The organism is Bradyrhizobium sediminis, assembly GCF_018736105.1.
Classification (GTDB): Bacteria; Pseudomonadota; Alphaproteobacteria; order Rhizobiales; family Xanthobacteraceae; genus Bradyrhizobium.
Genome location: NZ_CP076135.1, coordinates 1,122,491 through 1,145,995 on the forward strand (window position 1 = coordinate 1,122,491; position 23,505 = coordinate 1,145,995).

General features: G+C 63.3%; 21 protein-coding genes and 2 tRNA genes. 9 read left to right on the forward strand and 14 right to left on the reverse strand.

The window, feature by feature from the left end; all coding sequences use genetic code 11:
• Positions 1 to 8: 8 nt before the first annotated feature.
• Both KMZ68_RS05405 and KMZ68_RS05410 read left to right on the forward strand, forming a co-directional pair.
• Entirely contained in the window at positions 9 to 887 is an 879-nt protein-coding gene (locus KMZ68_RS05405; protein ID WP_249779529.1) for a transglutaminase-like domain-containing protein, read from the forward strand.
• Positions 888 to 967: 80 nt separating this feature from the next.
• Positions 968 to 1,696, forward strand: a complete 729-nt coding sequence (locus KMZ68_RS05410) for a CBS domain-containing protein (protein ID WP_215614831.1) — start codon at positions 968 to 970, stop codon at positions 1,694 to 1,696.
• A 76-nt stretch (positions 1,697 to 1,772) separates the two neighbouring features.
• On the opposite strand, the gene KMZ68_RS05415 is transcribed toward KMZ68_RS05410, so the two are convergent.
• On the reverse strand, positions 1,773 to 5,432 hold the full coding sequence (locus KMZ68_RS05415; protein ID WP_215616204.1) for a PAS domain-containing protein: 3,660 nt from the start codon (positions 5,430 to 5,432) through the stop codon (positions 1,773 to 1,775).
• A gap of 245 nt (positions 5,433 to 5,677) precedes the next feature.
• Here KMZ68_RS05415 and KMZ68_RS05420 point away from each other — a divergent pair, with 245 nt between their 5' ends.
• The 3 genes from KMZ68_RS05420 to KMZ68_RS05430 all read left to right on the forward strand — a co-directional run bounded on the left by KMZ68_RS05420 (position 5,678) and on the right by KMZ68_RS05430 (position 7,083).
• Entirely contained in the window at positions 5,678 to 6,082 is a 405-nt protein-coding gene (locus tag KMZ68_RS05420) for a phasin family protein (protein ID WP_215614832.1), read from the forward strand.
• A 263-nt stretch (positions 6,083 to 6,345) separates the two neighbouring features.
• On the forward strand, positions 6,346 to 6,777 hold the full coding sequence (locus KMZ68_RS05425) for a phasin (protein WP_215614833.1): 432 nt from the start codon (positions 6,346 to 6,348) through the stop codon (positions 6,775 to 6,777).
• Positions 6,778 to 7,006: 229 nt separating this feature from the next.
• A tRNA-His gene (locus KMZ68_RS05430) sits at positions 7,007 to 7,083 on the forward strand.
• 35 nt (positions 7,084 to 7,118) lie between these two features.
• On the opposite strand, the gene KMZ68_RS05435 is transcribed toward KMZ68_RS05430, so the two are convergent.
• Entirely contained in the window at positions 7,119 to 7,889 is a 771-nt protein-coding gene (locus KMZ68_RS05435) for a hypothetical protein (protein ID WP_215614834.1), read from the reverse strand.
• Positions 7,890 to 8,061: 172 nt separating this feature from the next.
• On the opposite strand from KMZ68_RS05435, the gene KMZ68_RS05440 reads away from it, so the two are divergent.
• The 3 genes from KMZ68_RS05440 (at position 8,062) to KMZ68_RS05450 (ending at position 9,745) form a co-directional block, all read left to right on the forward strand.
• A complete protein-coding gene (locus tag KMZ68_RS05440) occupies positions 8,062 to 8,391 on the forward strand; it encodes a hypothetical protein (RefSeq protein ID WP_215614835.1) in 330 nt (109 codons plus the stop codon).
• A 184-nt stretch (positions 8,392 to 8,575) separates the two neighbouring features.
• Positions 8,576 to 8,887: a hypothetical protein gene (locus tag KMZ68_RS05445; protein ID WP_215605077.1), complete on the forward strand. Its 312-nt coding sequence runs from the start codon at positions 8,576 to 8,578 to the stop codon at positions 8,885 to 8,887.
• A 177-nt stretch (positions 8,888 to 9,064) separates the two neighbouring features.
• Positions 9,065 to 9,745 carry a ParA family protein gene (locus KMZ68_RS05450; protein WP_215614836.1) on the forward strand — a complete coding sequence of 227 codons (681 nt, stop codon included), beginning with the start codon at positions 9,065 to 9,067 and terminating at the stop codon, positions 9,743 to 9,745.
• An 84-nt stretch (positions 9,746 to 9,829) separates the two neighbouring features.
• Here the strand turns inward: KMZ68_RS05450 and KMZ68_RS26090 are convergent, their stop codons facing one another.
• From KMZ68_RS26090 to trxB, 5 genes are all read right to left on the reverse strand, one after another.
• Positions 9,830 to 9,964: a hypothetical protein gene (locus KMZ68_RS26090; protein WP_256443695.1), complete on the reverse strand. Its 135-nt coding sequence runs from the start codon at positions 9,962 to 9,964 to the stop codon at positions 9,830 to 9,832.
• A gap of 152 nt (positions 9,965 to 10,116) precedes the next feature.
• Positions 10,117 to 10,266 carry a hypothetical protein gene (locus KMZ68_RS05455; protein WP_215614837.1) on the reverse strand — a complete coding sequence of 50 codons (150 nt, stop codon included), beginning with the start codon at positions 10,264 to 10,266 and terminating at the stop codon, positions 10,117 to 10,119.
• 248 nt (positions 10,267 to 10,514) lie between these two features.
• Entirely contained in the window at positions 10,515 to 11,432 is a 918-nt protein-coding gene (locus KMZ68_RS05460; RefSeq protein ID WP_215614838.1) for a 4-hydroxy-tetrahydrodipicolinate synthase family protein, read from the reverse strand.
• A 497-nt stretch (positions 11,433 to 11,929) separates the two neighbouring features.
• Complete coding sequence (locus KMZ68_RS05465; RefSeq protein ID WP_215614839.1) at positions 11,930 to 12,853, reverse strand: LysR family transcriptional regulator; 924 nt, start codon at positions 12,851 to 12,853, stop codon at positions 11,930 to 11,932.
• 2 nt (positions 12,854 to 12,855) lie between these two features.
• Positions 12,856 to 13,821, reverse strand: coding sequence for a thioredoxin-disulfide reductase (trxB, locus tag KMZ68_RS05470; RefSeq protein ID WP_215614840.1), 966 nt, complete (start codon positions 13,819 to 13,821; stop codon positions 12,856 to 12,858).
• Positions 13,822 to 14,087: 266 nt separating this feature from the next.
• On the opposite strand from trxB, the gene KMZ68_RS05475 reads away from it, so the two are divergent.
• The gene (locus tag KMZ68_RS05475; RefSeq protein ID WP_215605083.1) at positions 14,088 to 14,567 is read left to right on the forward strand and encodes an Lrp/AsnC family transcriptional regulator; all 480 of its coding nucleotides are present in this window, start codon (positions 14,088 to 14,090) and stop codon (positions 14,565 to 14,567) included.
• A 70-nt stretch (positions 14,568 to 14,637) separates the two neighbouring features.
• Here KMZ68_RS05475 and KMZ68_RS05480 read toward each other — a convergent pair whose 3' ends face one another.
• The 7 genes from KMZ68_RS05480 to KMZ68_RS05510 all read right to left on the reverse strand — a co-directional run bounded on the left by KMZ68_RS05480 (position 14,638) and on the right by KMZ68_RS05510 (position 23,476).
• Positions 14,638 to 15,057: a DoxX family protein gene (locus KMZ68_RS05480; protein ID WP_215616205.1), complete on the reverse strand. Its 420-nt coding sequence runs from the start codon at positions 15,055 to 15,057 to the stop codon at positions 14,638 to 14,640.
• 262 nt (positions 15,058 to 15,319) lie between these two features.
• Positions 15,320 to 15,793 (reverse strand): transcription elongation factor GreA, encoded by a 474-nt coding sequence (greA, locus tag KMZ68_RS05485; RefSeq protein WP_215605085.1) that lies wholly within the window; start codon positions 15,791 to 15,793, stop codon positions 15,320 to 15,322.
• 142 nt (positions 15,794 to 15,935) lie between these two features.
• Positions 15,936 to 19,265 (reverse strand): carbamoyl-phosphate synthase large subunit, encoded by a 3,330-nt coding sequence (gene carB / locus KMZ68_RS05490; RefSeq protein WP_215614841.1) that lies wholly within the window; start codon positions 19,263 to 19,265, stop codon positions 15,936 to 15,938.
• A 239-nt stretch (positions 19,266 to 19,504) separates the two neighbouring features.
• Positions 19,505 to 19,581, reverse strand: a tRNA-Ala gene (locus KMZ68_RS05495).
• A 99-nt stretch (positions 19,582 to 19,680) separates the two neighbouring features.
• Positions 19,681 to 20,376 carry a class I SAM-dependent methyltransferase gene (locus KMZ68_RS05500; protein WP_215614842.1) on the reverse strand — a complete coding sequence of 232 codons (696 nt, stop codon included), beginning with the start codon at positions 20,374 to 20,376 and terminating at the stop codon, positions 19,681 to 19,683.
• Positions 20,377 to 20,548: 172 nt separating this feature from the next.
• A complete protein-coding gene (locus KMZ68_RS05505; protein WP_215614843.1) occupies positions 20,549 to 21,991 on the reverse strand; it encodes a DUF1254 domain-containing protein in 1,443 nt (480 codons plus the stop codon).
• Positions 21,992 to 22,045: 54 nt separating this feature from the next.
• Positions 22,046 to 23,476, reverse strand: a complete 1,431-nt coding sequence (locus tag KMZ68_RS05510) for a DUF1254 domain-containing protein (RefSeq protein ID WP_215614844.1) — start codon at positions 23,474 to 23,476, stop codon at positions 22,046 to 22,048.
• Positions 23,477 to 23,505 lie beyond the last annotated feature (29 nt).

Sequence of the window (23,505 nt, forward strand, 5' to 3'; positions counted from 1 at the left end):
CCCAGGCGTTGAGTGCGCTATTTTGGAAATTCGTGTGGATCGGCCATGACCATTGGTTTGATATCGATCAACACATTAGGTCGAGTGCCGCATTACCAAAGCAAATGGTTGCGATGGAGATATACCTCAACCCGACACGGCTTCTCGATTTTGACGGGCCCGCCATTCGCAACCTGGTCCAGGCTCAAGCCTGGATGCGGCTTCCGGAGCGGGAACGAATCGGCGCGATTTATGATTTCGTCCGCGATCGAATCGCCTTCGGCTACAACGAATCCGATGTTCTGCCGGCGTCACATGTCCTGTCGGATGGCTACGGCCAATGCAACACCAAGACCACCTTGTTGATGGCGCTGTTGCGCGCGTGTGGAATTCCATGTCGTTTCCACGGCGCCACCATTCACAAGCGGTTGCAGAAGGGAATCGTCGGCAGACTGTTCTATGGTCTGGCCCCGTCCAATATTATCCACAGCTGGGCCGAGGTGCTTCACCAGGGCCGGTGGATCGGTCTGGAGGGGGTGATTCTCGATCTTGCCTATCTCAAGGGCTTGCGGGCCACACTGCCTCCCGAGACCCGCGAATTCATCGGATTCGGCGTCGGGATCGACGACCTGATGAATCCGCCCGTTGCGTGGAAGGGCACCGACACGTTCATCCAGATCAAGGGCGTGAACAACGACTTCGGCATCTATGACGATCCCGACAGCTTTTACGCCAAACAAGGACCTAATTTTAGCGGCGTTCGACGTCTGCTCTTCAAATACATCGTCAGGCACGTGATGAACGCCAAGGTCCGCTCGATCCGTGCCTATTCGGGTCCGGGCGTCGCCGCGGCGTCGGCAGGCAATGGTGAGGCGAGGGCCAGTCGCGGCGGATCGCCTCGGTTGTAAACGTGGTCGAGTTGTTGAATGCTCTGCTGCAATCGTCGGACGGAAGTCCTGGAATGTTGGTCTCTCGGGAGGGGCTTCAAATGCGCGCACATCAAATCATGACACGCAGGGTGATTACCGTCAGACCTGAGACGCCGATACTCGAAGCTGCAAACTTGATGCTGCGAGAGCACATTGGTGGTCTTCCCGTGACGAGCGAAACGGGCAAGCTGATCGGGATCATTTCGGAAGGTGATTTTATACGCCGCAAGGAGATCGGGACGCAGCGAAAGCGAGGCCGGTGGCTTGGGATCTTATTGGGTCCTGGCGAATCTGCGCTCGACTTCGTGCATGAACAGGGTCGGAAGGTCGGGGAGATCATGACGTCGGATATCCACACGGCGACGGAGGACATGCCCCTTGAGGATATTGTGCAATTGATAGAGCGTCAGAACGTCAAGCGTTTGCCGGTCGTGCGGGGAGATGTGCTTGTCGGGATCGTGACCCGTTCTGATTTGCTTCGCGCCGTCGCCAGTCTCGCTCGGGATGTGCCGGATCCGACGGCGGACGACGATCACATTCGGGAACGGGTGATTGCAGCGATCGAGACGAAAGAGTGGCGCCCGCTCCGTCTCGGAGTGACGGTGCGCGATGGAATTGTGCACCTCAATGGCTTCATCATGGATGAACGCTTCCGGCAGGCGATCATTGTGGCGGCCGAGAATGTGTCTGGCGTGAAGCTGGTTCGCGATCACATCGATATGTTCGATGCCATGTCGGGGCTTTCCTTCAGATCACCAGAAGATGAGGGATCGGCGAAAGCCCCGTAGCGCGTTGCTGCGCAAGACCCCTACGACGTGAAGGCCTACTTCATAACGAAGTTCAAAGTCGGCTTCCGCAAGCGTCCTACGCCTTCGCCATATCGTGCGAGAACACCACTTCGATCAGGGTGCCCGAATGCGCGCCCGGCTTGATGTGGAATTGCGCGCGGTTGGCCTCGACCAGCGCCTTGGTCAGCGACAGGCTGACGCCGCTGTCGGAAGTCCGATCCGACGGCGCGTGGTTGCGGAACGGCTCCATCGCGGCGGCGACTTCGTTGTCGTTGAGCCCGTGTCCGGTATCGCGGACCCGCAACACCACCTCGCCGAAATCCGACAGCGCGGTGGAAACGATGACCTGGCCGCCGGCATTGGCGAGATGGATCGAATTGCCGATCAGGTTCAGCGTGATCTGGCGCAGCGCGCGGGCATCGGCGACGACGGGCGGCAGCGCATGCGCCAGCGAGGTGCGGATGATGATGCGCTCGCGGTTGGCCTGCGGCTGCATCACCGCGACGCAGCTCTCGACCAGCTCGTTGAGGTTCTGGTTGGTGAAAGCAAGATCGAGCTTGCCAGTCTCGATCCTCGAGAGGTCGAGCAGGTCGTTGATGATCGCGATCACGCGCTCGCCGGAAGCGCGGATGTCCTTCATGTATTCGACGTAGCGCTCGTTGCCGAGGCTGCCGAAGCGTTCGCCGATCATCACCTCGGCAAAGCCGATGATGGCGTTCAGCGGGGTGCGGACCTCATGGCTGATCCGGGCCAGCATGTCGGCCCTGGCGTTGGCCGCGCGATCGGCCAGCCGCCGCGCCTGCTGCAGCTCGCTCTCGCTCTTTTTGGTCTGCGACAGGTCGCGAAACACCGCGAAGAAATTCGGGCCCTCGGGCCGGGTCCGGCCCATGGTCATCGACACCGGGATGATGCCGCCGCCGCGCACCCGCGCCAGCGCATCGCGGCCGTGGTCGAGCAGGCTGGCGACGCCGGCGCCCTTGATGCTCTCGAGGTAATCCTGCACCACGCGCTGGCTTTCCGGCGCGAACAGCTCGGCGAGATTGCGCTGCACGAGGGCTTCGCCGTCATAGCCGAACAGCGCCTCGGCGCTGCGGTTGCACGAATTGAGGTTGCCCTCGGCGTCGAACATCACGATGCCTTCGGCGGTGGTATCGAGGATGGCGCCGAGCTCCTCGGCATTGGCGTGGCCGACGGCGGAGGGTTCACTCGACGCAACGGCGGGCGCGATCGCCGCGGCGACGGCTGCGGCTTCGGCCGGCGCGCCCGAGCAGATCAGCGCCAGCGCCGAATCGTCGTCCCATGAAATCGTATAGAGCCTGGCGTCGGTCGCAGCCATCGGCGCGCGTCCGGACGAATCCTCGCTTGCGGAAATCGTCACCGGCGTGCCGGTATCGGAGGTGCTGGAGGCGGAGGAGACGCCGGGTTCGACATAGAGCGCGTCGAGACCGCCGGCCTCTTCGAGCGCATGCAGGCTGTCGTAGCCGATCCGCTCGAGGAAGGCGCGGTTGGCATACAGCAGCCGGTCGAGCCGGTAGATCAGGACCCCGACGGGCAGAAGATCGAGCAGCGCCCGGTCGCGCCGGGTCTCGCCGCGCGCGGGCGGCTCGGGCTGCGCCAGCCATTCCGGCGCTTCGCCGGGCGGCACGCGTGTTTCGGTTGCAGCCGGCGGCTCGACAACATCGTCGCTCGCGCCGGATACGCCGGGCGCCGCAGCAGCGCCATGCTCGCTTTCGAGCCGCGCCGACAATTGCCGGGCGAGTTCGTTGAAGGCGCTGTTTTCCACCGGGGTCAGGACAGGCGATTTCGAATCGCTGATCGGGCGAAACGGCAGAACGTTCTTGAGCGTTTCGATTGGCGTTTCCACGGGCGTTTCCAGATCGGTTCGTTGTGAAGTCTCATCGGCCATCGGCTCGTGCGATTCGGGCCTATCTTTGGCGCGATCGGGCTCGACGATATCGGCCGACAGCGCCTGCGGCGCAGCCGGAGCACTGAAGAACTCGTAGCGGCGCAGCGCGGCGAGCCGCGTCAGGCCGTCGAGATCGCGGCACACCCCGAAGCCGCGATAGCCTGCGAGCTTTCCGTTGTGATCGTAGATCGGCAGTCCCGACAGCTCCACCGGCAACCGGCCGCCGCCGTCGACCGGCCAGTTCAGGGTGATGCTGCTCCAGGTGCTGCCGGTGGCGACCGCCTTGGCGACGCGGCCGTCGGGATCGAGCCCGAACGTCTCGGCGATCTCGCTCCACAGCCGTCCGAAGCCTGCGGCGGTGCGCGCCCCGATCAGGCGGCTGAATTCGTCCGAGCCGAGCACGAAGCGGCCTTCGGCATCCATATGCCACATGAAGCGCAACGGATGGCGGCGGGTACCCGGCGTCGGCTCATCCAGCCATGACGGCGGCTTGACCGGCTCCGGCGTGACGGTCGGCGCAGCCGGTTCGTCGGCAACGGCCTCGATATAGGGTGACGGTTCTTGCCCTCGAATTTCGAGATCGGGCGTTGCGGTTTCTGCCGGCGGCTCGGCGTGCGAGGCTTCGACGAAGGGCATGTCGAGCTGCAGTACCGACTGCAGGTCGGGCTCGGAGGGCTCGCCGGGAGGTGTGGGCTCGGCGTCGGTCTCTGCTGACGGGCCCTCGAATTCGTCGAGCAATGTGAACTCGGCCGGGGCTTCGCCCGATATCGCCGGTTGCTCGTAGTCGGGCGTCGGCAGGTCGCCAGGCGGCGCGACCGTCTGCGGCGCGGTTTCGGCAGCTGCTGCTTCCGGCCGCTCGTCGGGCGCCGACGGGCCGAACTCGCCGATCAGTGCGAATTCAGCCGGGGCCTCGCCTGAAGCCGCCGGCTGCTCGTAGCCAGGTGTGGTCCATTCCGCCGGCGGCGCGATCGGTCGCTGCACAGGTTCGGCCGGCGCAGTCGCAACGAGTTCAGCCGGTGGCTCCATCGCGAACTCGTCGATCAGCGCGAACTCGGCCGGGGCCTCGCCTGAAATCGCCGGTCGTTCGTAGTCGGGCAGCGGCACCTCGCCCGGCGGTGCGACCGGCTGCTCGGCGTCGGGCGCGGGCTCGACAGATGCTGCTTCCGGCGCGGCCGGCGTGACTGTGGGCGCGATCAGCGCCACCAGCCCGATGTCGGCGCCGCTGCCGACCCGCTGCAGCACCATGTGGCCGATGCCGACCGGCGTCTCGACGCGGCCCTGCTTCAGCGCGTCGCTGCGCGCCTCATCGAGACCGGCCTCGGAGAGATTGCGAAAGCCCAGCAGCGGCCGCGCGGCGTCGCTGGCGCCGACGAACATGCCGTCGCGCGCGAAGGCGGCGATCGGCGAATCGATGCCTTCGACCAGGCGCTGCAACCGTTCGACCAGCGGCATCGCGCGGCCGACCGGCTCGGCGGCGGCCACCAGGATGCCGTGATTGCCGTCGGCAAATTCGAGCCGCGCGCAGCCGCAGGTCACCAGCGCGCCGAGCGGCGCGCCAAAGCCGCGCAGCCGCTCCAGCCGGATCGCGCCGTCCGCCGGCAGCCGGCCGGCGAGTTGGGCCACCTGCCGGCGGTGCTGATCCGCCGGACCGAAAAGCTTCCTGGCCAGGATCGCGCCATTGGCGGCGCCGAACAATCTTGCGCCGACCGGATTGGCCCACAGAATCCGGGTGCCGTCGGTCGACCACAGCCAGGCGGGCAGCGCGCTCGTCGCATGCACCGCCAGTCGCGGATCGCCGATGCCTCGCAACTGGAATTCCGCGTTGTTCATCGTGGTGACATGACCGGCTGGTTGAATGCTTGCATCGGCGACGGCGTCGGATTTCGGCGGCCAAACCATGACAGCCTTAACGAACCCTTAGTATCGCCCGCGGGCGATGGCAGGTCCACGGCCTGGCGGACGCAGTCATATCCAAAGCCGCGATAACCTTAATCCGGTGCAACCCTGCACCCGGCCGCCGCGTTGGACGGAACCGGGGCCGTGGATGGCCCCGAATACCAAAGCAGGAGTAGAGCATGAGCGAACAAGGGCGTGACCGTTTCGAGATTCCGAAGGAAATGCGATCGATGGCCGAGGCGAGCTTCGAGCAGGCCCGCAAGGCCTTCGAGAAGTTCGTTTCCAGCGCGCAGGCGACCGCCGGAACGATCGAGGAGAAGGGGGAGGCGGTTCGGGCCGGCGCCAGGGAAATCAGCGCCAAGGCGATCTCCTACGCCGAAAAGAACGTCCAGGCGTCGCTGGACCATGCGCAGTCGCTGCTGCACGCCAAGGGTCTGACCGAGGTGATGCGGCTGCACAGCGAATATGTGCAGAGCCAGATGCGGTCGCTGGCAGAACAGGCCAGCGAAATGGGCCAGGCCGTGAGCCGGGCGGCGATGGATGCCGGCCGGGCGGCAATGGACGCCGCCAAGCCGAAAGACTGAGCCCATGGCCTGCAGGGGTGGATTTCGTGGCTATCCTCAGCCGGAACGTGCGTCCAGCTGGGGCCTGTTATGCGGCAGCGCAAACTAAATTTCGTTGCGCTGCACAAATTTGACATGATATGAGTGTAGTTCTGCGTTGCCCGCTAAACGGGTACCCCCGTGAGGTAGCTTGCGTGATCCAAGTCGACGTTTCCGGCCGATGGGCTGCCGGGGCCGTTCGCCAGGGTCACATCGTTTTCACCCGATTGCGAAGGATGCATGAAATGGCCAATTCCGATCCCTTCTCTGCCTCGATCATCCCGTTCGAGGTCCCCGAGCAGGTCCGCGCGTTCGCCGAGAAGGGCGTTTCGCAGGCCCGCGACAGCTACGCCAAGTTCAAGGATGCCGCCGAGACCCACAACAGCGCCATCGAGGCGATGTTCTCCAGCGCCAGCAAGGGCGCCAGCGAATATTCGGCGAAGCTGATGGAAATCATGAAGACCAACACCTCGGCGACGCTCGACTTCGCGCAGGAGCTGATCGGCGTGAAAACGCCCACCGAGGCGATGGAGCTGTGGACCTCGCACGCCAAGAAGCAGTTCGAGGCTTTCACCGCCAACACCAAGGAACTCGCCGAGCTCGGCCAGAAGGTTGCGACCGAAACCGTCGAGCCGATCAAGGCCAGCGCGTCGAAGCTGTTCAAGCCGGCCGCCTGATCGATACGGCTATTCGTTACCAAAGCCCGGGCGGCCAGCCCGGGCTTTTTGTTTTCGCCGGGGATCGCCGAGGCGGCCGGCGGATTTTCCGCCGGCGGCGCCGGCAGGCGTGAACTTCGGGCGCCTGCGGACCGACCACAACAGGGCATCTCCCGGCCTTGCCAAAGGGCGGCGTTGCACCTAGTTTCCGGCCCGTTCGGCACCCCCTTTTCGGGGGTGGCCCAAGGATGCAGTTGTAGCTCAGTTGGTTAGAGCGCCTGTCTGTGGAACAGGAGGTCGGTGGTTCGAGCCCACCCAACTGTACCAGATCTCCTGTATCGAAGATTCGGAAGCCCGCGCGCTCACTCGCCGGGGCTCTGTGCTCCCCCCTTGACGCGATCGCCGATCCTCATGAAGAGCCGCGCTGAGACGATCATGAACGCGGTCACCACCAGAAACCCGAGTGCGCCGAAGAACGCGCTTGCTGCCGGGTTCACTCTGCCGGAACGTCCGAGAATCTCGCTCGCCCCGGCGAGCCATGCGAGCAGCGCGGCCGACAGGACGATCAGGACGAACGGCGCCACAATGGCGAGGTATGCCTTCACGATGAACCAGGCGTGACCCCGCGTGTCCGCAAGGACGTTTGCGACCGATGCGCCGGGCGCGTCCACGGCAATGGCAGGCAACAAGATCGACAATCGCACCATCACCGCGATGCCTATGACGATCAAGGCGATGCTGCTGACGGCCGCCGCGCCTTCGGACGGTATGACGGCGTCCGGCAGATAAATCGGGATGTTGGCCAGAGCCCACAGGACGACGGTCCAGCCGAGCATGCGCTGAAAGCGGACGGTCGATACTTCGAAGCGGTACCCGGCCGTCGCTTCGTCGAGGATCAGCAGGCGGTAGATCGCAATTTCGAATGGCAGTAGCGCAATCGTGCTCATCAGGCCGAAGGCCTCGGAGAGCAGCCGATTGCCCGATACCGCCGGAACCGAACCGATGATCTCGAAAACAACGACGACCGAGAGTCCGATGATGGATTGGCTGCGCAGCCGGACCGACAACTCGCCGAGGTCTTCCCATACCGTGCGAAGAATGGTGCTGAGCGGCGTGGGGGATACGGTGGCCAATGCGTGCTGCCTCATCTTTGGGTGCGTGAACTGAGGTCCACTATGAAGGCTGTCGCGTTCCTGGCAAAAGGCTGGTGCTCGCTGTGCTTGCTAATTTGCCAACGTTCACTCACAATTCCATCGGAATCGGGCGCGGGCAGCAATAGGCCCGATCTTTCCGTTGGGGGGATTCATGTTGGCTGTCAGGTCCACGAAGTTCCAGCTTGGTTTGATGCTCGCCACGGTGCTGTCGGTTTCGCTGTGGCCGGCCGCGGGCAGGGCCTATACGCCCGAGCAGCAGCAAGCCTGCACCGATGATGCGATGCGCCTGTGCAGCGCCTACATCCCGGATGTGGACCGCATCACAGTATGCATGAGCCAAAACAAGTCTCAGCTCTCGCCCGGCTGCCGGGCGCATTTCCGGCCCGAGCCGTCGTCGGAAGTCACGTCGATCAACGCCGGCAAGCCGCTCAACATCAAGCCGGCCTCCCCGCGAAAGCCGGTTAGCGCCAAGCCGAATTAGCCGAAGAAGCCCGCGAAGCCGGATGCAACCTGACCGCGGCAGCCGGGCGGTCGGAGGGATTGAAGCCGCTGCCCCCTGATCTCGGGGGCGCGGCATGTGTTCCCCTCGCTTGCGGCGCGACAGACTGACGCCTTGCGGCGCGGCGGCCGATCCACATCTTTCCCCTGGTCAGGAGATAGATGCAGTGAGCGATCATCATAAGAGGGAGCTGGACCGGCACTTTGCCTGGTTCGAAGGCAAACTGCCGCGGCGGCCGGCCCAATTCGTCGTTTGGCTGCGCAAGCCATCGTCGCGACTGGTCCGGATTCCGGTGGCCGGTCTGCTGGTGGTCGGCGGAACTTTGAGCTTTCTGCCGGTGCTCGGGCTGTGGATGCTGCCGCTCGGACTCGTTTTGTTCGCGCAGGACGTGCCGGTGCTGCAAAAGCCGACGGCCAGGACACTCGGCTGGGTTGAGCGCAAATGGATCGAGCGTCAGCGCGCAAAAACCCCGCAATGACTCTTTTTCAGGCGCTCCACGATTCGATCTTTTGACTCTGTTGCAGCGCAGGTGTGACTCAAAAGCCCACTCCGCTGATTAATCAGGGGCTTGTCCACGCTGGCCGGTAAATTTTTCTTTCGCGAATCAGCGCGCTGATTCATTTTCACCTCCTGGGGTCAATCTGGAGGCCAAGGTATGAACGTCATTGTTTTCGCATCGCGTAAAGGTGGCTCGGGGAAAAGTACCCTGGCCGCCCACATCGCGGCGCACGTGCATAAGGCAACGAAACCGTGCCTGATGATCGATGCCGATCCGCAGGGGTCGTTGACCCTGTGGCACAAGCTGCGCGGGACCAACGAACCGCCGATCAAGACCGCCGTCAATTCCGTCAGCGGCATCATCGCCGCCGCCAAGCGTGACGGCATCGAATGGGTTTTCATCGACACGCCGCCGAACCTGTCGGCCGTCGTCGACGATGCCATCAAGAACGCCACCATGGTGATCATTCCGGCGCGTCCGGGGGTCTTCGACGTCAACGCCGTGCAGGAAACGATTCAGACCTGCCGTGCCGCGCGCAAGCCCTATGCGGTCGTGATCAACGGCGCACCTGCGCGCCGCGACGAAGCGGAAAGCCCGATCGTCGCCATCGCGCGGGAAGCTCTCGCCAAGTTCCGTGCACCGGTGTGGGGCGGCCAGATCACCAACCGCGCCGATCTCCTGATGGCGCTCAGCCATGGCGAAGGCGCGCGGGAGTATTATGCCGAAGGCCGCGCGGCGGCGGAAATCAGCCGGCTCTGGGCTGCGATCGAACGCTCGGTGAAGGCGATCCGCGGAAATGCGTCGGCGGCCGGCGCGATGCACAAGCAGGCGGCATAGTTCTGCCGCTCTGCAAGGCCTGTAAAGACGCGCGGTCTCCGCGCGTTTTTCTTTTGCGATGCCCGGGCCGAAAGGGGTGACTGCTCAGGCCACCATCAGCATGTAGAAGATGATCACCGGCGACAGGGTGATGATCACCGACCAGACGCCGAGTGCCCAGAGGATGTCCTCGGTGGTAAAGCCCTGCGCTTCAGGAAATGTATTGTCTCGAGTATTCACGACGCCCCCGCGTTTTTGATTTTTCGCGTTTCTGATTTTGTTGTGGGGATGACGCTAGCAGCCGAATTTTAAAAAGCCGGTCGCGATTTCGCTCGCATTTGAACACAGGTGCTACCGCCGGTTAACGACGATGCGCACCTGTAGCGCTCATTTCAGCTTATCAGCAGGCGATAGGCCAGCACCGGCGTCAGGCCGAGAACGGCCGCCCACAAGCCGAACGACGACACCAGCAGAACGTCCTGCATTCTCTGGGCCCGCTCGCAAGTCGGATATTTGGCATTGGCGATGATTTGAGTGGTCATTGGTCTCCCCCATATTTTTGTTATGGGGATTCAATAAGCCTCAAATTCTAACAACGCCGCCGCGGCGTCATTCGGAGTCGAGCGTTCGAATTCACCGCGCATTAACCAGGCCAGTACGCTTCTCGCGGGGCCTCATGGTTCGAGACGCGCGAAGACGCGCTCCTCACCATGAGGGACTGAGACCTCATCCTGAGGAGCATCGCGAAGCGATGCGTCTCGAAGGATGGAGCATCTGAAGCGGAAAACGTCTAGGCCGCTTGCGGCGATGCCTCCCTTCTTCGCGCCATCTCCGCATCAAGCTGCGCCGCCAGCTCGGCGCCGACTTCGACCATCGGCAGGCGGACCTCGGCGCGCTCGATCAGCCCGGTCCGCGCCAGCCAGTACTTGGCCGGCGCCGGGCTCGGTTCGGCAAACAACAGTCGGGTGAGTTCGGCAATGCTTTCCCAGCGCGCCAGAGCGGCGTCGCGGTTGCCTTCCCTCAACAGCGTGCGCACCGAGGCGAACGTCTCGGTCTCGATGTGCGCCGACAGCAGGATGGCGCCGTCGGCGCCGTCGCTGAGTGCCTCGTAATATTGCGCGTCCTCGCCGGTCAGAACCCGAAAGCCCGCTGGCCGGCGGCGCAGCAGGTCGATGGACTGCGCGCGGTCGGCGCAGCAATCCTTCAGGCCGACGATGTTCGGATGTCGCGCAAGCTCGAGCAGCGTCTCGTTGGTCAGGTTGACCGCGGTTCGGTAGGGAATGTTGTAGAGCACGATCGGCCACGAGGCATGATCGGCCAGCGCGCTGAAATGTTGCCGGAGGCCGCGCTGCGACGGCCGCAGGTAATAGGGACTTGCAATCAGGTAACCGTCGATCGGCCAGGCGGCGGTCTCGTCGAGCGTATCGAGCATCTGGCGCGTGCCGGCGCCCGACAGCCCGAGACAGATCGGCAGGTAGCGTCCGCTTTCGCCGATCTCGGCGCGCACGAGCGCGACGACCCGCTCCAGTTCGGCGATGCCGAGCGTCATGCCTTCGCCCGACGTCGCCGCCAGGATCAGTCCGTCGACCGGTCCATCGGCATAGCGTCGCACCAGCCGGCGCAACGAGGTTTCGTCGAGCTCGCCGTCGCGGAACGGCGTGACCAGCGGCAGCCAGAGGCCCTGCAATTGCGATCGAAGGTCAGTCATTGGTCCATCTCCTTGGGGGTAGGCCGGAGACGGGACAATAAAAAACCCCGTCCGTACGGCGGGGTTTTGAGGATCGGCAGTGAGCGAGAAGTCTATCGCGCGCGTCGATCTCCAGTCCCCGGAAGGGGAGCTTTTTTCGACAGCGCCAGTGTGCACGGAATCGTGATCATCAATGAATGATGATCGGCAACGGTAAAACTGTCAACGGCCCGCCAAGCTGCAATCCTGTCGCAACAATGTCGTCATTCAAAAAAAAGCCGGGCTCGAAAGAGCCCGGCTTAAGGTATTGGCCACGTGAGGCCGACACAATCACCTTCCAAGAGGGATTACCTGAGCGTTCGCACCGCTGGAGGAGGGGGACAAATGCGCAGCGCGAAATCTCAGCGTACAAACATTATGATCCGCGTTGGTGCCTTGCAGCAACCGCCCAAGTCGCATGTCAGTCATGCGGTGACCGGGGGTTTATGGAAAACCGGAGCCTTTCCGGTTCTCGCAGGTCACGACGGCCAGCGCTGCGCCTTGCTCACCACGAAGTCGCGGAACACCTGCACCCGCGCCACCGTCTTCAGCTCTTCGGGATAGACGAAATAGGTGTCGAGCTGGATCGAATCCGACTCGCCGAACAGCTGCACCAGGCGGTTGTTTTCCTCGACCAGGTAATCCGGCAAGGCGGCGATGCCGAGGCCCTGCTGGCACGCGCGCACCAGGCCCAGGATGTTGTTGACCTTGAAATAGGCCTCGCGCGGACCGGAGCCGTTGCGGCCGGCCTCGATCAGCCAGTTGCGGTTCTGCAGGTGCGGTGCGACCTGTCCGTCGGCGAGCGTGATGATGCGGTGCGCGTCGAGTTCGTCGAGCGTGCGCGGCGTGCCGAAGCGCTTGATGTATTCCGGCGAGCAATAGGCGTGGAAGCCCATCGCGAACAGCTTGCGCTGGATCAGGTCCGGCTGCGTCGGCTTGCGGGTGCGGATCGCGACATCGGCCTCGCGCATCGACAGGTCGAGTTCCTCGTCGGTGACGATCAGCGAAATCCGGATCTCCGGATAGAGCGCGGTGAATTCGCCGAGCCGCGGGATCAGCCAGTTGATGCCGACGCCCGGGGTGGTGGTGATCTTGAGATCGCCGCTCGGCCGCTCGCGGCTGTCGGTGAGCTTGGCGCGCGCCGCCTGCAGCTGCATGAACACGTCATGCGCGGTGCGGAACAACAGGTCGCCCTGCTCGGTCAGGATCAGGCCGCGGGCATGGCGGTGGAACAGCGACACCGAGAGCTCCTGCTCCAGCGCGCTGACCTGGCGTGACACGGCCGATTGCGACAGGCCGAGCTGCTCGCCGGCATGCGTGAAGCTGCCCGCTTCCGCCGCCGCGTGAAACACCTTCAGCTTGTCCCAATCCATATCGGTAAATCCGTCGCGGGTTCGAGCCATGATTATTCTGCCGCTGCGCGTTCGCTGGCGCGTTGTGCGAGGAAACGTTCGGCCTCGAGCGCCGCCATGCAGCCGAGGCCGGCGGCGGTGACCGCCTGCCGGTAGGTTTCGTCGGCGACGTCGCCGGCGGCGAACACGCCGGGCACCGAGGTCGCGGTCGAATTCGGCGCCACCTCGACATAGCCCGACGGTTTCAGCTTGATCTGGCCGAGCACCAGGTCGGTCGCCGGCGCATGTCCGATCGCGATGAAGACGCCGTCGGCCGGCACTTCCGTCAGCGTGCCGGTCTTGACGTTCTTCAGGCGGACATGGGTGACCTTGCCGGGATTCTCGGTGCCGCAGATCTCGTCGATGGCACTGTCCCACACCACCTTGATCTTGGGATGCTTGAACAGGCGATCCTGCAGGATGCGTTCGGCGCGGAAATGATCGCGGCGATGCACGATCGTCACTTGCGACGCGAAATTGGTGAGGAACAGCGCTTCCTCGACCGCGGTGTTGCCGCCGCCGACCACGACGACTTCCTTGCCGCGATAGAAGAATCCGTCGCAGGTCGCGCAGGCCGAGACGCCAAAGCCCTTGAACTTCTCTTCCGAGGGCATGCCGAGCCAGCGCGCCTGCGCGCCGGTGGCGAGGATGACCGATTCCGCCAGATAGACCTCGCCGCTGTCGCAGGTCAGCCGGAACGGCCGCTGCGCCAGTTCGAGTTTGGTGACGAGATCGGTGACGATCCTGGTGCCGACATGGGTGGCCTGCTTTTCCATCTGCTCCATCAGCCAGGGGCCCTGGATGACATCGGCAAAGCCCGGATAGTTCTCGACGTCGGTGGTGATGGTGAGCTGGCCGCCGGGCTGGATGCCCTGGATCAGCACCGGTTCAAGCATCGCGCGCGCGGCATAGATCGCGGCGGTGTAGCCAGCCGGGCCGGAACCGATGATGACGACCTTGGCATGGATAGGGGCAGGCATAGGGCAGATCCCTCTCTTAAGGGAATTTGGTCAGCTTTTCGCGGAATGCACATGGAAAGACGTCGCCGCGGCGCCGAAAGTGTCGAATCCAAGATAGGGCATCTGGCAAGCTATGCAAGAATTGCATTCCATATCGGCGAATTTTCCCCGCGAGTGGAAAAATTTCGCACCGCACGCGCAATAAAATTGCGCAAACTCCACGAGCTGCGCTAAGAGTGTGACCGGTATTTTCCCCGCCAGCACCGTCAGCCAGGACCTGGACCCGCGTGTCGAAGAATCTTGACGAAATCGACCTCAAAATCCTCGCCGAAATCCAGGCCGACGGCCGAATCACCAATGTGGAATTGGCCAAGCGCGTCGGTATCTCACCGCCGCCCTGCCTGCGCCGGGTCCGGACGCTCGAGGAAGCCGGCTATATCCAGGGCTATCGCGGCTTGCTGGATCCGCGCCGGCTCGGTTTCGACGTCACGGTGTTCGCGTCCGTGCACCTGTCCAGCCAGGCCGATGCCGATCTACGCGCCTTCGAGGAATTCGTGCGCGCCGAGCCGCTGGTGCGGGAATGCTGGATGCTGTCGGGCGAAGTCGATTTCATCCTGAAATGCGTCGCGCCCGACATGGCGACGTTCCAGGATTTCGTCACCCATCTGACGGCGGCGCCCCATGTGCGCAACGTCCGGACGTCGCTGGTGCTGCACAACTCGAAATACGAGGCCGCGGTGCCGCTGGAACTGAAAGTGCCGGGATAAGGTTACGAGTCATCCCGGGTCTGGTCGTTCGGACCATCCCGGAATGACGATCTGTGTTTGAGAGTGACGCTCAGCGCTTGCCGCGCATCATCGCGTCGACGCTGTACGGCCCGCCGCCGGCGGTGGACAGATACAGACACGCAAAGCAGAACAGGATCGCCGGGGTGCCGGCATTGAAGAGCGGATGCCATACCGGCGCGCCGATGCCGGCCTTGAACATATGGCCGATGAAGTAAGCAAAAGCCATTTGGCCGGCGAGAATGAACGCCACGATCTGCGTGAACAGGCCGATCAGCAGCAGCGCGCCGAGGACCAGTTCGATGGCGCCTGCGGTCATGATCAACGGTGGCGGATTGGCGAAGTAGGGCAGTACCGGAATCTTGAAGATCTTGGCAACGCCATATTGAAGCACAAGCAAGCCGGTGATGAAGCGAAACAGGCTCAGCGCTGTCGGCTGCCATTTCGCCAGAAGCTTCTCGAATGTGTCCATATTTGTGTCCCCCAAAGTTAAAGCGCCCAATTCGTAACGTGTCGCAGGCCGGATGGAAAGCATGTCGCCATCATGAATTTGCCGTCCTTCGCAAAGCAGCATCGGAATAATACTGTCGGTGCAGTGTTGCTGCGTTGCGTCGCGTGTCATCACGCGATTGTCATGGGACGGCGGGCCTGCCGGCCGGACAACGAAAAAGGCCGGGAAACATCCCGGCCCTTTTCATGCAGAAATTTGAAAGTGCGTTGGCCGCGTTCCTAGACTAGCGCCACTCGACCTTGGTGATCTCGTAGGCCTTGGCGCCGCCGGGCGCCATCACTTCCACGGACGCGCCCTTCTTCTTGCCGATCAGCGCACGCGCCAAGGGCGAGGTGATGGAGATACGGCCCTTCTTGGCATCGGCCTCCGGCTCGCCGACGATCTGCCACACCGCCTTCTTCTCGGTGTCCTCGTCGACCAAAGTGACGGTGGCGCCGAACTTGACGGTGTCGCCGGAGAGCTTCGAGATGTCGATGATGTCGGCGCGCGCCAGCTTGTCCTCCAGCTCGGCGATGCGGCCTTCATTGTGGGACTGCTCTTCCTTGGCGGCGTGATATTCCGCGTTCTCCGAAAGGTCGCCATGCGAGCGCGCCTCGGCGATGTGCTCGATGATGCGCGGACGCTCCACCGACTGGCGCTGCTTCAACTCGACTTCGAGGGCGGCATAGCCGCCCGCGGTCATCGGAACCTTTTCCATCGTTCTTCGTCCTTCAACTTCATGCGGACCAATCCGCGGCACGCACAAACGCCGAAACAGAATACCTTCACGACTGGCGGGTTCCAGTCATGCCTGCCTTCATTGCCAATCCGTTGCCGGGCGAAGCCGCCCGGCGCGAGGATCAGGTTTCGGAAAAATAACTCTGCAGCGTGCGGACCTCAAGGTCCCCGCCCAGATAGGCGCGGATGCCCTGCGCGGCCGCCACGGCGCCCGAAAGAGTGGTGTAATATGGCACTTTATGCAAGAGGGCAGCGCGCCGCAATGAGCGGCTGTCGGCCAGTGCCTGCGGACCTTCGGTGGTATTGAAGACCAGCTGGATGTCGCCGTTCATGATGGCGTCGACGATATGCGGCCGTCCTTCCAGCACCTTGTTGACCTTTTCGGTCGGTACCCCGAAATCGGCAAGGAAGCGTTGGGTGCCCGAGGTGGCCATCACCTTGAAGCCGGCCTCCGACAACAGCCGCACCGCCTCGGCGATCCTGACCTTGTCGATGTCGCGGACCGAGACGAATACGGTGCCCTTGCGCGGCACCCTGGTTCCGCCGCCGAGCTGGCTCTTGGCGAACGCCACTTCGAACGAGCGGTCGATGCCCATCACCTCGCCGGTCGATCGCATCTCCGGACCGAGCACAGTATCGACGCCAGGGAAGCGGGCGAACGGGAATACCGACTCCTTGACGCCGACATGGCCGAGCTTGCGCTTCTTCAAGTTGAAGTCGGCGAGCTTCTCTCCGGCCATGATCCGCGCGGCGATCTTCGCCACCGGCATGCCCATCACCTTGGCGACGAACGGCACCGTGCGCGACGCCCGCGGGTTGACCTCGAGCACGTAGATGTCGCCGTCCTTGATGGCGTATTGCACGTTCATCAGCCCGACCACGTCGAGGCCGAGCGCAAGCTCCCGGGTCTGCCGCTCCAGCTCGGCGATCATCCGGGCGTCGAGCGAATGCGGCGGCAGCGAGCAGGCGGAGTCGCCGGAGTGAATGCCGGCTTCCTCGATATGCTCCATGATGCCGACGATGAAGGTGTCCTTGCCGTCGCACAGGCAGTCGACGTCGATCTCGATGGCGTCGGACAGATAGCGGTCGAACAGCAGCGGATTGGTGCCGAGCACGGTATTGATCTGGCCGGTCTTGTCGTTGGGATAGCGCGCCTTGACGTCGCCCGGCACCAGCTCGGGCAGCGTGCCGAGCAGGTAATCGCCGAGCTGGCTTTCCTCGCGGATGATCTGCATCGCGCGGCCGCCGAGCACGTAGGACGGGCGCACCACCAGCGGCAGGCCGAGATCGGCGGCCACCAGCCGCGCCTGTTCGACCGAATAGGCGATGCCGTTCTTCGGCTGCTTCAGGCGAAGCTTGTCGAGCACGCGCTTGAAGCGGTCGCGGTCCTCGGCGAGGTCGATGGCGTCGGGCGAGGTGCCGAGGATCGGCACATTGGCGGCTTCCAGCGCGCGGGCGAGTTTCAACGGGGTCTGGCCGCCGAACTGAACGATGACGCCGTGCAGGGTGCCGTTCTTGCGTTCGGTCGCGATGATCTCCAGCACGTCTTCCGCGGTCAGCGGCTCGAAATACAGCCGATCCGCGGTGTCGTAGTCGGTCGACACCGTTTCCGGATTGCAGTTGATCATGATGGATTCGTAGCCCGCGTCGTGCAGCGCGAAGCAGGCATGACAGCAGCAGTAGTCGAACTCGATGCCCTGGCCGATCCGGTTCGGTCCGCCGCCGAGAATGATGACCTTCTTCGCGTCCGACGGCGCGCTCTCGTCGGCGAGGGTGCCTGCGAACGGGGCTTCATAGGTCGAATACATGTAGGCGGTGGGCGAAGCGAATTCCGCCGCGCAGGTGTCGATGCGCTTGAATACCGGGCGTACCCCGAGCGCCTGGCGCTGCGCCGTGACCTCGGCCTCGGTGGCCCCGGAAAGCACCGCAAGCCGCGCATCCGAAAAGCCCATCGCCTTCAGGCTCCGCAGCCCGAACGCGTGGGCGGGCAAGCCGCTCCGCTTGATCTTTGCTTCCATCTCGACGATGCCGCGCATTTCCGCGAGAAACCACGGATCGATCTTGCAGGAGGTGAAGATCTCCTCGTCCGACCAGCCGAGCCGCATCGCCTGCGCCACCTGCAGGATCCGGTTCGGCGTCGGCGTGCCCAGTGCCGCGCGAATCGCGTTCTTGTCGTCGCTGCGGCCGAGGCCCTCGATCTCGATCTCGTCGAGACCGGTGAGGCCGGTTTCGAGGCCGCGCAGCGCCTTCTGCAGGCTCTCCTGGAAGGTGCGGCCGATCGCCATCACTTCGCCGACCGACTTCATCGAGGTGGTCAGGGTGTGGGAGGCGCCGGGAAATTTCTCGAACGCAAAACGCGGGATTTTTGTCACCACGTAGTCGATGGTCGGCTCGAACGAGGCCGGCGTGGCGCCGCCGGTGATGTCGTTGGCGATCTCGTCCAGCGTGTAGCCGACCGCGAGCTTGGCCGCGACCTTTGCAATCGGAAAGCCGGTCGCCTTTGAGGCCAGCGCCGAGGAGCGCGACACCCGCGGATTCATCTCGATCACGACCATGCGGCCGTCGGCCGGGTTGACGCCGAACTGCACGTTGGAGCCGCCGGTCTCGACCCCGATCTCGCGCAGCACCGCCAGCGAGGCGTCGCGCATGATCTGGTATTCCTTGTCGGTCAAGGTCAGCGCCGGCGCCACCGTGATGGAATCGCCGGTGTGCACGCCCATCGGATCGAGGTTCTCGATCGAGCAGATGATGATGCAATTGTCCTTCTTGTCGCGCACCACCTCCATCTCGAACTCTTTCCAGCCGAGCACGCTTTCCTCGATCAGGACCTCGTCGGTGGGGGAAGCGTCGATGCCGCGTTCGACGATCTCGATGAACTCGGCCTTGGTGTAGGCGATGCCGCCGCCGGTGCCGCCCATGGTGAAGGAGGGGCGGATGATGGCGGGCAGGCCGATATCGTCGAGCGCGCGCAGCGCGTCGGGCAGGCTCTTGGTCTGGGTCGAGCGCGGCGTCTCCAGCCCGATCCGGGTCATGGCCTCGCGGAAACGGCCGCGGTCCTCGGCCTTGTCGATGGCGTCAGCGGTGGCGCCGATCATCTCGACGTCGAATTTCGCCAGCGTGCCCTGCTTGCGCAGGCTCAGCGCGCAGTTCAGCGCGGTCTGCCCGCCCATGGTGGGCAACAGCGCAAAGCCGCCGGGAATGACGTAGCGTTCCTTCTCGATGATCTTGGCGACGATTTCCGGCGTGATCGGCTCGATATAGGTGGCGTCGGCCAATTCCGGATCGGTCATGATGGTGGCCGGATTGGAATTGACCAGGACGATGCGGTAGCCCTCGTCCTTCAGCGTCTTGACCGCCTGGGTGCCGGAATAGTCGAATTCGCAGGCCTGGCCGATCACGATGGGACCGGCGCCGATGATCAGGATGGTGGAGATGTCGGTTCTTTTGGGCATCAAGTCTCGCGAACTGGGATTTGGGCACAAAAAAAGGGCGCGCCTGCCGCGCGTCCCTTGGGCCTTAGCGCGTATTCCTCGCGCGCGGGTGGTCTTTAGACCAGATTCCGCAGCCGCGAAAGGGTCTTAAAGCCCCAATCAACCGGCATTTTGCGCCCGCCTTCGCTCTCCGAGCTATGGCGGGGCAAGCCTTCGTTCGGGGCTGGCCAGCCCAGCCGAAGCTGCAAAGCAGCGAAGGCTGGAGGCCCGGCCTGGATTCGAACCAGGATAAAGAGCGATGCACTGCTCTCGCGTCGACGCTTTCCGCCACCGGGCCGCTTTGATCATTGCCGATCACGCCGCCGTGAGCCATCCCTGCCGCCTATTAACCTTAACCGGGCGGAGGAAGGCGCGGGGCCAGCTCGGCGGGCGCGCCTCAAAAGGCGTGCCGCGCCACAAAAGTCATCCGCCATGCATTGTGGCCGATGTTGAAATGGGCGCGCGAGGCGGTGAATCCGGCTGCCGCCAGCTTCGCCACCATTTCGGCTTCGCTGTAGCGCTGCAGCCCGACCTTGGCTCGCAACTGCCGGTAGTCCGACAGCGCGGTGGAGACCAGCCCGATCAGGGCGTCCTTCAGGAAGCCGTGCTTGAGGGCGAAGCGCAGCAATGCGGCGACGTCCCTGGCCATGCCGACCTCGGGACGCAGGATATCGCCCACCACCAGCCGGCCGCCGGGCTTCAACAGCCGCTTGATCGTGAGAAACGCCGCGTCCAGTTCATCCGGCGTCATGTATTGGGCGACCGAGTTCATGACCGCGAGATCGATGGATTTTTCGTCCATGTTCCGCAAGTCATCGAGCGAGCGCACCCGGATTTTGGTGTTGGGGGCGAACCGCGCGATCAGCCGGCCGCGCACGCCCGGCGCCGGCTCCGCCAGATAGAGCTTGCCGCAGGCGTCGGCGACCTTGGCCGCCGAGAGGGCTTCGCCGCAGGCGTAATCAAGTACCACCGCGTCCGGCGACGAGATGTAGCCGATGATGTCGCGGGCGATGAGCTGGAAATGCAGGTCGCGATGCAGCTTGCTTGCATAAATCGTATGCGTGGAATCGTAATAGTCGATCCAGTCTTCCATGGGTGAAGGCGTCCGGCCAAACGGGGGTTCCTGCCGGGGAGCCGGCTGGGTACATGACGCGTTAGATGGTCCGGCGACCGGTGTCCAATGCCGTCATGCCGGGTTCCTAACAGGAAGGTCCCCCGCGAGCAAAGCCGGGCGCGTCCGCTAGCTCAGCGGCACCGCGCTGCAATTACTTCGCCGCCACGATCGCCGGTGGCTTCCAGGTGCCGTCGCCCGGCGGCAGGATCGACGGCGCCTCGGTCTTCGGCCAGTACAGCCGCATCACGAGGTAGATCTCGCCGTCCGGCGCGGGCAGCCAATTGGACTCCTTGTCGGCGCCCGGGGATTTGTTCTGGATATAGAGGGTCAGCGACCCGTCGGCATTCTTCTTCATGCCCGGCAGCATCGGCGAGTTGATCAGGTAGCGGTTGATCGGGTTTTCGATCAGCAGCTGCGTCTTGCCGTCGTACATCGTCACCGACCAAAAAGCCTCTACCGGCGGATATTGTCCGGCCGGAAAAGTGAGCGTGTATTTGGATTTGGAACCATCGAGCACCTCGCCATTGGCAAGCGCCTTCGTCATTGGATAGACGGCCTCGACCGCGTCGTTGCCATAGATGCCGCCCTTGGCGGCGGCGGCGCGCTTCAGCCAGTCGCCGCTATAGAATTGCCGGTCTCCGAACAGCGATCCGATTTTCCATCCATTTACGTCTTTCTGTCCGCTAGCAAGATACCTTTCGACTTTCTCTTCGCCGTCCTTCATCCCCAGCCCGATTTCAATCTTGTGGGTCAGCGGAAGCTCCTTGAAGTCGAAGGTCTTGCCGGCCCCGACGCCGATGCGCGCGAGCTTGGCGCGGATTTCCTTTTCTTCCGGTCCCGCCGGCGCGAACTGGAGAGCGAAGTCGAGATACTCAAAGAAGTTCTTCTTCACCATCTCCTTGTCGATTCTGGGAAAGTCCACTGCGGTCGCGGCGACCGTGGCCGGTTGCTTCAAATAGGCCGACAGTGGCTGCACCTTGTAGCCGGCCTGTATCTTCTCAACGTTCGGCATGTCTGCAGAATTGAAAAGTTGCGTGCGGTAGGCAACGGCAGAAAACTGGGTCGAGGACTGGAAGACCTTCTTGATACCGGGCGGGGTGGCCCCCTTCCAATCGGGGCCAACCACCATATAGTCGCCGGCCTCGCTGCCGGTCGCGCGGCTGCCGACATATCCGTAGTTGAACGTGTTGCCGTCGCACAGCATCACCGAATAATAGCGAGTTTTCTCGACAGCCGGCACCGAAAGAACGATCGGTTCGGCGCGCAGATCGAGCCACAAGAGCGAATACGGCGTGTCGCTGTTGGGGGTTATGACGGCCGTGTCCTTGTAGGTATAGACACGCGCCTCGTTCTTGATCTGATTGAACGGCGCCTTGAATTGCCCCGAGTTCCTGTCGACGGCATACTCGTACATGACCGCGTAGTTCATCACGATGGGCAGCCCGTAGATGAAGCCTTCCTCGGCGATGGCCTTGGCCTCGCGGATGTCAGGCCATTCGGTTTTTGCCTGCGCGTTCGCCGGGAAGGGCGTCATCGTTGTAACGGTCATCGCAGCCAGCGCTGCGGAACGAAGCAGATCGCGTTTTGTCAGCATGTACCCGCTCCTCTTTCAGGGATGTCTATGTTTGCACAGCGCCTTCGGTTCGTCTCACGCGACTTTCTTCACCGCCGGAATCTTCCACGATCCATCGATGAGCGAGGGCCTCTTCTCGCTCGGCCAGTAAAGCCGCATCATCAGCACGAAATCGCCCGATGGAGACGGAAGCCAGTTGGATTCCCTGTCCTTGCCCGGCGAATCTTTCTGGATGTAGAGATCGGTCGAACCGTCGGGATTGGATTTCAGGTTCTGTCGTGCGCTGATCGAATAGCGGTTGATCGGATTGTTCACGAAGAAATAATTGGCGTCGTACATGGTGACCGACCAGAAGCCGAGCGCCGGCGGCAATTGCCCCTTGGGGAATCGCATCACATATTTGTTCGCGCCGCTGTACTTCTTGCCTTCGGCGTCCTTCTCCGAGGTCGGATAGATGGCATCCTGCGGCCGGTTGGCGCCGAGCCCAATGGCGGTGACCAGCGCCCGCATCAGATAGTCGGTGCCGTAGATGCCGGTCCTGGTCGTGAAGCCCCAGCCGTTCTCATCCTTCATGTCCTTGTTGATCTTGAACTGGAGCATGATCCGGTCGAAGCCGATTTGCGGGACACGCTTGACGAAATCCGCTTTGAGTTTGCTGGCGTCGAAATCCTGTCCCGGCACGATGCCGATCCTGGCGAACTTGGCGAGCTGCGGCGCATCCGCGGCCGCCGGCGGATTGTCCTTCATGAGCTTGCATAGCAGCGTGAAATAGGCCGCCGCATCCATCCGGTTGACCTGCTCGCGCACCGCCGTCTTCATGTCGAGCGACGAATCGACCGTGCCTGCCGGCGGCGTGTAGGGCTTGCCGTAGGCGCTGAGCGGCACCAGCTTGAATTCGTCCTGCAGCTTGTGGACCGCGGCGTAGTCTTCAGGCGTGCCGGTGCAATAGATCCGGCCGAGCAGCCAGACGATGCTGGTCGGCGACTTGTACTCCTTGACGCCGGCCGGCAGCGTGCCTTTCCAGCCCGGGCCCGTGATCGCGTAGGTCTGCGCGGCGGTGCCGGTGGTCCGCTTGCCCGGCACCTGAAACACCGTGGTCCAGCCGTCGAGCATCGGAAACAGCGCGTAGCGTCCCTTCATGTCGGGAATGCTGAGCACCCACGGCTCCTTGCCGACGTCGAGGAACGCGCTGGTGTAGAGCGTGTCGGCATTCGGCGCCGTCACGTCGCGGAAGGAAGCGTCGGGATACTGACGCAGCTTGATGATCTGACCCATCGGCGCCCGCGTGCCGACCGGCGCGGCGACGTTGGTGATGACCCTGCGCGTCATCTCCATCGTCACCAGCGGATAGCCGAAAATATAGGCGTCGGTAGCGAGCGCGAACTCCTCGAGTCCTTCGCCGATGCCGAGAAATTCGCCGAGCTCGGCCCGGCTCAATGTGCTCATGGAGGCGCCGGCAAGCAGGCTGATGCCGCCGATCGTGAGGTTGCGACGGGTGAAATTCATGGGATGAAACTCCGCTATTGCTTGTGGAA